This window comes from Salipiger sp. PrR002, assembly GCF_010500775.1.
Taxonomy (GTDB): Bacteria; Pseudomonadota; Alphaproteobacteria; order Rhodobacterales; family Rhodobacteraceae; genus Salipiger.
Window position 1 is genome coordinate 43501 of record NZ_JAAGOU010000036.1, and the last position, 6608, is coordinate 50108.

Sequence of the window (6608 nt, forward strand, 5' to 3'; positions counted from 1 at the left end):
AGGGCAGCTTGCGGCCCAGAGCCGACTTTCGTGCCAGCCGCGGCAGATGACCGCTGCCAGCCCATTCACGACATTCGCCTCGGCAAGAACTGTGCGATCACAGCGCAAGGTAGGAAGTTCCGTAATCGCTCCGCCGCTCTGCCTTGAGTGGCGAGGAAATGGTCCCTCAATTGCGTGGCACATCTTCAGGCGACCAACAGCGCCAGCAGGTATTGCGCAATGGCAAAGACCACATGCGCCACGAGCACGTAGGTGATCATCGCCCCGGCGTTGGGCAACTTGCGCGCGAAGATGCCGCCGCCCATGCCGGGCATCAGGATGACGAGACCGGCCAGCGTGCTGATGATCACCCCGATCAGGACGAAGGGGAACACGGTCGGAGCGGAGATGAAATCAACGCCCCAAAAGAGCGGGAACATGACAGCATAGGCGATGCCGATCGCATAGTGGAAGACCCAGCCGGTCAAAGCCTCGCTCAGGCTGTGCGAGCGGTCATCACTGCCGTCGAGCACCAGCCGGCCCGCGGGAATGCCCAGCAGCCAGCGCCCCACCGAGGGCCAATGCGTGCCCGGCATCCAGCCGATCTTCGCGGTGATGAGGCCCCAGAGGTCGAGCGCGACGGTCGAGCCGATGCCGACCACAAGGACGAAGGTGATGAGGTCAAACGTCATGGGGGACTCTCCACAGGGAAACAGGAACGGTGCCGCAGCGGCACAGGCGTATCTGTCGGGGCAGCAAAAGATAAATTCTTTCCGGCGCTTTGATTGATTGCGATTTTCGATCAGTCGCCGATCCCCCGGCAGGCCAGGCTCAGCCCGCCAGCAGCGCGTCCAGCTTTCCGGCACGCTCGAGCGCCAGAAGCTCGCTACAGCCGCCGACGTGGATGTCGCCGATGAAGATCTGCGGCACGGTGTGGGCGCCGCCCGAGCGTGACAGCATTTCGCGGCGTCCCTCCGGGACCACCATGATGTTGATGTCGGTGTACTCCGCCCCCTTCTTGTCGAGCACCATTTTGGCGCGCGAGCAGTAGCCGCAGAAGGGCGAGGTGTAGATGTCGATCTTGGGCATGAAAGCCTCCTGGGCGTTGTTTGGCTGAACCGGGAAAGGTGCGGGGCGACAGCGCCTCGCGTTGATACCGGTCCCGGAGCGAGGCCGGGACCGGTCAGAGCGGTACGACCTCAGGCGGCGATGCGCACGTCGGCTTCGACCGCGATGGTCACGCCAGCCTTGCGGGCGATGTTGCCGACGGCACAGATCGCGTCGGCGCGTTCGATCGCTGCCTCGGCGGCCGCGGTGTCCGCGTCACTCGAGCCTGCGGCCAGGGTGACGCGCGCCACGTGACGGATCGCGAAATCGTCGTCACCGGCCTGGGCGTCCGTCTCGACCGAGATCGTCTCGACCGGAACCTTCTTGCCCTCGGTGATCGCGCGCAGGGTGGCGGTGAAGCAGGCCAGCGTGGAGGCGGTGAAGAGCGACTTGGGGTCGGCCCCCGCGCCGCTGCCGCCAAGCTCGGTCGGGATGCCGATACCCACGTCCCAGCCCGCGCCGGTGATCTTGCCTTCGCCCTTGAAGCCACCAGTCCAGGTGGAGGTCATTTTGATATCAGCCATTTGCTCTACTCCTCTTACGCCGCGCTCTTCACGGCGGTGGTGTATTTGTCCTTGGGGTTCAGGCCGACGACCATGTCGACCGGCTTGCCGTCCTTGAACACCAGCACGGTCGGCACCGAGCGGATGCCGAAGGCTCCGGCGATCTCGGGGGCGAGGTCGATGTCGACCTCACCAAAGTTGGCGCTGTCCTTCATCTCGCCCGCGACCTCGTTGTAGGTCGGCTCGAGCGCGATGCAGGGGCGGCACCACGTGGCCCAGAAGCGCACCACCTTCACGGTGCCGGGTGCCTGCATGAAGCCTTCGAAATTGCTCGTATCGAGCGTCGTTACATCTGCCATGTCTCTCTCCATTGGCTTGAACTTTGGGTTGGGATTGAGTCAGGCCGAGGCGGGCTCGGCCGGGAGGTCGAGAGGCAGCCCCGCGAGGTAGCGGTCGGCCTCAAGCGCCGCCATGCAGCCCTGTCCGGCGGCGGTCACCGCCTGACGGAACTGGTCGTCGGTCACGTCACCGGCGGCAAAGACCCCGGGCAGCGCCGTCGCGGTACTGCCGGGTTTGGTCCGCAGGTAGCCACCGGGCTTGAGCGGCAGCTGGTTGGAAAAAAGTTCGGTCGCCGGGCTGTGGCCGATGGCCACGAAGACGCCCTCTGCGTCGAGCTTTTCAACCGTGCCCGCGATCCGGTCTTTCAGGATCACGCCGGTGACCACGCGCGGGGTCTCGGTGCCGATGATCTCGGCAACCTCGGCGTTCCATATGACCTCGATCTTCGGATGGGCGAAGAGCCGATCCTGCAGCACTTTCTCGGCGCGCAGGCTGTCCCGGCGATGCACGAGGATCACCCGCCCGGCGATGCCCGCGAGGAACAGCGCCTCTTCCACGGCGGTGTTGCCGCCGCCCACGACGACCACGGTGCGGCCGCGGTAGAAGAACCCGTCACAGGTGGCGCAGGCCGAGACGCCGCCGCCCTGAAAATGTGCCTCCGACGGCAGGCCGAGCCATTTCGCCCGTGCCCCGGTGGCGATGATCAGCGCGTCGTAGCTATACGTCGTGCCGCTGTCGCCCTTGAGCGTGCGCTTGCCGGTCAGCCGAGCCTCGGTCACGATGTCGGTGACGATCTCGGTGCCCATGCGCAGCGCCTGCTCGCGCATCTGCTCGACCAGCCAGGGGCCCTGGATGGGATCGGCGAAGCCGGGGTAATTCTCCACGTCGGTAGTGATGGTGAGCTGTCCCCCGGGCTCGAGCCCGGTCAGCAGCAGCGGCGACAGCCCGGCGCGGGCCGCGTAGATCGCCGCCGTATAGCCTGCCGGGCCGGAGCCGAGGATGATGAGTCTTCTGTGCATGACCTTGCCGTTTGTTGCTACGGCGGTCATATATGCCCCAAAGGCGAATGATTAAGTTCTAATACGCTATCGCCATATATTCTCATATCGCATCAATGAGGGCGCCATGGAAATCAAGGAATTGCGCTGCTTCGTGCGGGTCGCCGAGACTCTGAACTTCAACCGGGCCGCCGAGCAGCTGAACATGAGCCAGCCGGTGGTGACCAAGACCATCGCCCAGCTCGAGCACAAGCTGGGGGTGAAGCTCTTTGACCGCACCACCCGCCGCGTCGCGCTGACCGCCGCTGGCGTGGTGCTGCGCCGCGAGGCCGAGGGGCTGCTGGCGCATCTCGATCAGGTGCAGCGCGCCGTCCGCCACGCCATCGCCGAAGAGAGCAAACGCTTTGCCATCGGGGTGACGCCGCTTGCCATGCAGACAGTGTTCCCGGCGGTGATCCGCGGCTTCCGCGAGGCGCATCCGGGGATCGACGTGACGATCCACGAGCTGCCCACCGATGCGCAGGTGAAGGCGCTGCTGGCCGCCGAGATCGACGCCGCCTTCCTGCTCGCTCCGGCGGCTGATGACGCGCTGGAGGTGCGGGAGATTCACTCCGAGCAGATGCGCCTCGCGGTGCCGACGAGCCATCCGCATCTGAAATCGCTCGGCCTCGGGCCGATGCCGCTCTCGGCCTTCGCGGGCGAGACCTTCATCATCCCGCCGCGGTCGGAAAACCCCGGCGTGCATGACGAGATCATCCGCGCCTGTGCGGTCTCCGGCTTCCGGCCGAAAGTGAAAGATTGCACCGAGGGGCAGACCTGCCTGTGCCTCGTCGAGGCGGGCATGGGGGTGAGCTTCGTCACCAACCGCATCGACTGCGCCACCAGCGACGACATGCGCATCGTCGATCTTGAAGAGCCTGCACCGACACTCAGCGTGGCGCTGGCTTGGCGACGTGAGGACCCGTCGCCGCTGCTGGAAACGCTGCGGCAGTTGGCGCTGAACACGGAAACGGCGGCCGCATAGGGCCGCCGCTTCGCTGCTTGAGGGGTTTTTCCGATCAGGCGGCAACCTCGTCCGGGCAGGTGCCTCCGTTCCCGGCGCGCAGCGCGGCACAATAGCGGCGGTCGACGCGCGCGCTGACCAGCGCCAGCACGAGACCGGCCAGAACGACCACACCGGCCACCGGCCCGGTCATTCCGAGCCCGAGGTGATCGACAACCCAGCCGCCGCCGCCCGCGCCAAGCGCGATGCCGAGGTTGAAGGCCGAGATGTTCATGCTCGAGGTGGCGTTGACGAGGCGCGGGGCGATCAGGCTGGCCTGGTTCACCGCGTAGAGCTGCAGGATCGACACCGAGCCGAAGGCGACGATGCCCCAGATGATCACCAGCGGCACGACCGTCATCAGATTCCCGGCGAAGGGGATCAGCAGCAGCAACGCCAGCGCCATCACGCCGTAGATACCAAGCAGCACCGGCATGGCACCGACCCGGTCGGCGATGCGGGCACAGATCAGGTTCCCGATCGCCACGGCGACGCCGTAGAAGAACAGCAGCGTGCCGATGCCGTTCGGGGACATGCCGGTGAACTGCTCGAGGATCGGCGAGAGATAGGTGAAGGCCACGAAAGAGCCGCCATAGCCAACGAGGGTGATCGCGAACAGGAGCGCCAGCCGCGGCTTCAGCACAACCGACATCTGCTCAAGGAAGGACGAAGGCGCGGGCCGTTCGATGTTGCGCGGCAGCAGCCAGGCCAGCGCGAGGAAGGACAGCACGCCGATGCCGGTCACAGCGACGAAGGTCGCCCGCCAACCGAAATAATTCGCGATGAACGTGCCGACCGGCACGCCGGAGATCAGCGACAGGGTGATGCCGGTGAACATGGTGGCGATGGCCTGCCCGGCCTTCTCCTTGGGCACCAGCTGCGCTGCGACCACCGTGGCCACCGAGTAGAAAACGCCCTGCACCACGCCCGACAGGATGCGCCCGATCAGCAGCGTGCCGAAGGTCGGCGCGAGGGCCGAGAGCGTGTTGGCGATGACAAACAGCACCATCAGCCCGAGCACGAGCTTCTTGCGGTCGAACCGCCCGGTGACGGCGGTGAGAAGCGGGGCGGCGACAGCCACCGCCAGCGCGTAGATGCTGACGGTGAGACCGGCGGTGGCGAGGCTCACCTCGGTGTCGCGCGCGATTTGGGGAAGGATGCCGACGATCACGAACTCCGCCATTCCGATGGCGAGCGCCGCGGCCGTCAGGGCCCAGACTCCGATAGGCATGGAATACTCCGATATCTTGAGGGGCTCGCCGGGAGGGCAAGCGGGATGCCGGAGCGATACCGAAGCTGTTGTGTCAAGTTAAATTCCAAGTTGGCATCAGTTTTGATGCTCTGTTTGGTGGGTGGTTCTGGTTGCGACCGCCGAGTGCCCCACGCGCGCAAGCGAAAGCGAGACTCTCCATTCCAAGGGAAGAGCTGCCGCAATGCAGCGAATGTTCGCAGAGGCCGCCCTGCCGACCTCGGGCCATCGGAAATGCTGCGCCGAGGCCCGAACGGCCGCTTCCGTGAAACCGCGCCGCAGCGTCCATCAGGACATCGAATGGCCGTTCAGGGCCGGTCGTGTCATGCGGCCCCGATGGAGTGGCCAGGCGGCACGCGGCAGTGCCGCATGACCGGTTCGAGCCCAAACGCGACATTTACTTTTGGCCTATCCTCGCAACCGCGGCAGTCGCGGTCTTCCTCAACACGGACATAAACGTTGATTGGCCGGCAGTACCACTATGCATCGAGCGCAGATCATTCTTGATTGCCTCAACTCAGCAATTCCGTGAGGCAGTGAATTCCTCCACGAGCCGACCTCCCGGACCTTGAAGGCCATCACAGGCATCGCCACTTCCATCCGCGATGCGCCGGCTGGTCGGCGTCGGAGTTCAACATGGTCGAGACTTGGCTGCCGCTCATCGCGGGGTTTGTGTTGCTGGTTGCTGGCGGCGAGTTGCTGGTGCGAGGAGCGGTGCAGGCCGCGGAGCGGCTGGGTGTCTCACCTCTGGTCATCGGCCTCACGCTCGTCGGCTTCGGAACCTCGATGCCGGAGCTTGTGACCTCGGTGCAGGCCGGGCTCAGCGGCTCGCCCGGGATTGCCTTTGGCAATATCGTCGGTTCCAACATTGCCAACATCCTGCTGATCGGCGGCATCTCGGCGCTGATCTGTCCGGTGATCGTCGCCGAGGCCGCGCTCCGCCGGGATGCGGCGCTGATGCTCGGGGTGGCGGCGCTCTTCGCGGCTTTGGCGATCGCGCTGCCCATGGGCCGCCTTCTCGGCGCGGGTTTTGTCGCGGGTCTGGTCGCCTACATCGTCATGGTTATCCGGCAGGAGCGCACAACGGGCGCACACGGCGCGATCCACGATAAGAGCGCGGCCCTTCTACAGGCCGATCCGGGCCTTGGCAGACCCTCGCGGCGCCGTGGGCTGATCCTGCCGCTGCTGCTCGCGCTTGCCGGGCTTGGCCTCGTGGTGCTCGGCGGCGCGTTGCTCGTCGATGGGGCAGTCGCCCTCGCGCGTGCCTTCGGCATCGGCGAGACGGTGATCGGCCTGACCATCGTTGCGGTTGGCACGTCTATGCCGGAGCTTGTGACCTCGGTGATCGCCGCGCTGAAGCGGCAGGGGGATGTGGCCTTCGGCAATATCGT

The 6608-nt window shown here is 65.7% G+C and carries 8 protein-coding genes; 2 read left to right on the forward strand and 6 right to left on the reverse strand.

The genetic code is table 11. The features are described from left to right. Positions 1-185: 185 nt before the first annotated feature. The 5 genes from G0A00_RS22625 to trxB all read right to left on the reverse strand — a co-directional run bounded on the left by G0A00_RS22625 (position 186) and on the right by trxB (position 2947). Positions 186-671, reverse strand: coding sequence for a DUF2938 family protein (locus G0A00_RS22625; protein WP_164184886.1), 486 nt, complete (start codon positions 669-671; stop codon positions 186-188). Between the two features lie 139 nt (positions 672-810). Further along, complete coding sequence (gene grxC / locus G0A00_RS22630; protein WP_164184887.1) at positions 811-1068, reverse strand: glutaredoxin 3; 258 nt, start codon at positions 1066-1068, stop codon at positions 811-813. 110 nt (positions 1069-1178) lie between these two features. After that, positions 1179-1610, reverse strand: a complete 432-nt coding sequence (locus tag G0A00_RS22635; protein ID WP_164184888.1) for an OsmC family protein — start codon at positions 1608-1610, stop codon at positions 1179-1181. 14 nt (positions 1611-1624) lie between these two features. Continuing rightward, complete coding sequence (locus G0A00_RS22640; RefSeq protein ID WP_164184889.1) at positions 1625-1948, reverse strand: co-chaperone YbbN; 324 nt, start codon at positions 1946-1948, stop codon at positions 1625-1627. A 39-nt stretch (positions 1949-1987) separates the two neighbouring features. After that, positions 1988-2947: a thioredoxin-disulfide reductase gene (gene trxB, locus G0A00_RS22645; protein ID WP_164184890.1), complete on the reverse strand. Its 960-nt coding sequence runs from the start codon at positions 2945-2947 to the stop codon at positions 1988-1990. 106 nt (positions 2948-3053) lie between these two features. Here trxB and G0A00_RS22650 point away from each other — a divergent pair, with 106 nt between their 5' ends. Next, positions 3054-3950: a LysR family transcriptional regulator gene (locus G0A00_RS22650; RefSeq protein ID WP_164184891.1), complete on the forward strand. Its 897-nt coding sequence runs from the start codon at positions 3054-3056 to the stop codon at positions 3948-3950. Positions 3951-3984: 34 nt separating this feature from the next. Here the strand turns inward: G0A00_RS22650 and G0A00_RS22655 are convergent, their stop codons facing one another. Beyond that, the gene (locus G0A00_RS22655; protein WP_164184892.1) at positions 3985-5199 is read right to left on the reverse strand and encodes an MFS transporter; all 1215 of its coding nucleotides are present in this window, start codon (positions 5197-5199) and stop codon (positions 3985-3987) included. Positions 5200-5853: 654 nt separating this feature from the next. Here G0A00_RS22655 and G0A00_RS22660 point away from each other — a divergent pair. Next, on the forward strand, positions 5854-6608 hold a 755-nt coding region (locus tag G0A00_RS22660; RefSeq protein ID WP_164184893.1), incomplete at its 3' end, for a calcium/sodium antiporter.

Excerpts from the sequence above, each read along its gene's own strand:
- G0A00_RS22640 (WP_164184889.1), bottom strand. The coding sequence starts at position 1,948 with ATGGCAGATGTAACGACGCTCGATACGAGCAATTTCGAAGGCTTCATG.
- G0A00_RS22650 (WP_164184891.1), top strand. The coding sequence starts at position 3,054 with ATGGAAATCAAGGAATTGCGCTGCTTCGTGCGGGTCGCCGAGACTCTG.
- G0A00_RS22635 (WP_164184888.1), bottom strand. The coding sequence starts at position 1,610 with ATGGCTGATATCAAAATGACCTCCACCTGGACTGGTGGCTTCAAGGGC.
- trxB (WP_164184890.1), bottom strand. The coding sequence starts at position 2,947 with ATGCACAGAAGACTCATCATCCTCGGCTCCGGCCCGGCAGGCTATACG.
- G0A00_RS22655 (WP_164184892.1), bottom strand. The coding sequence starts at position 5,199 with ATGCCTATCGGAGTCTGGGCCCTGACGGCCGCGGCGCTCGCCATCGGA.
- G0A00_RS22625 (WP_164184886.1), bottom strand. The coding sequence starts at position 671 with ATGACGTTTGACCTCATCACCTTCGTCCTTGTGGTCGGCATCGGCTCG.
- grxC (WP_164184887.1), bottom strand. The coding sequence starts at position 1,068 with ATGCCCAAGATCGACATCTACACCTCGCCCTTCTGCGGCTACTGCTCG.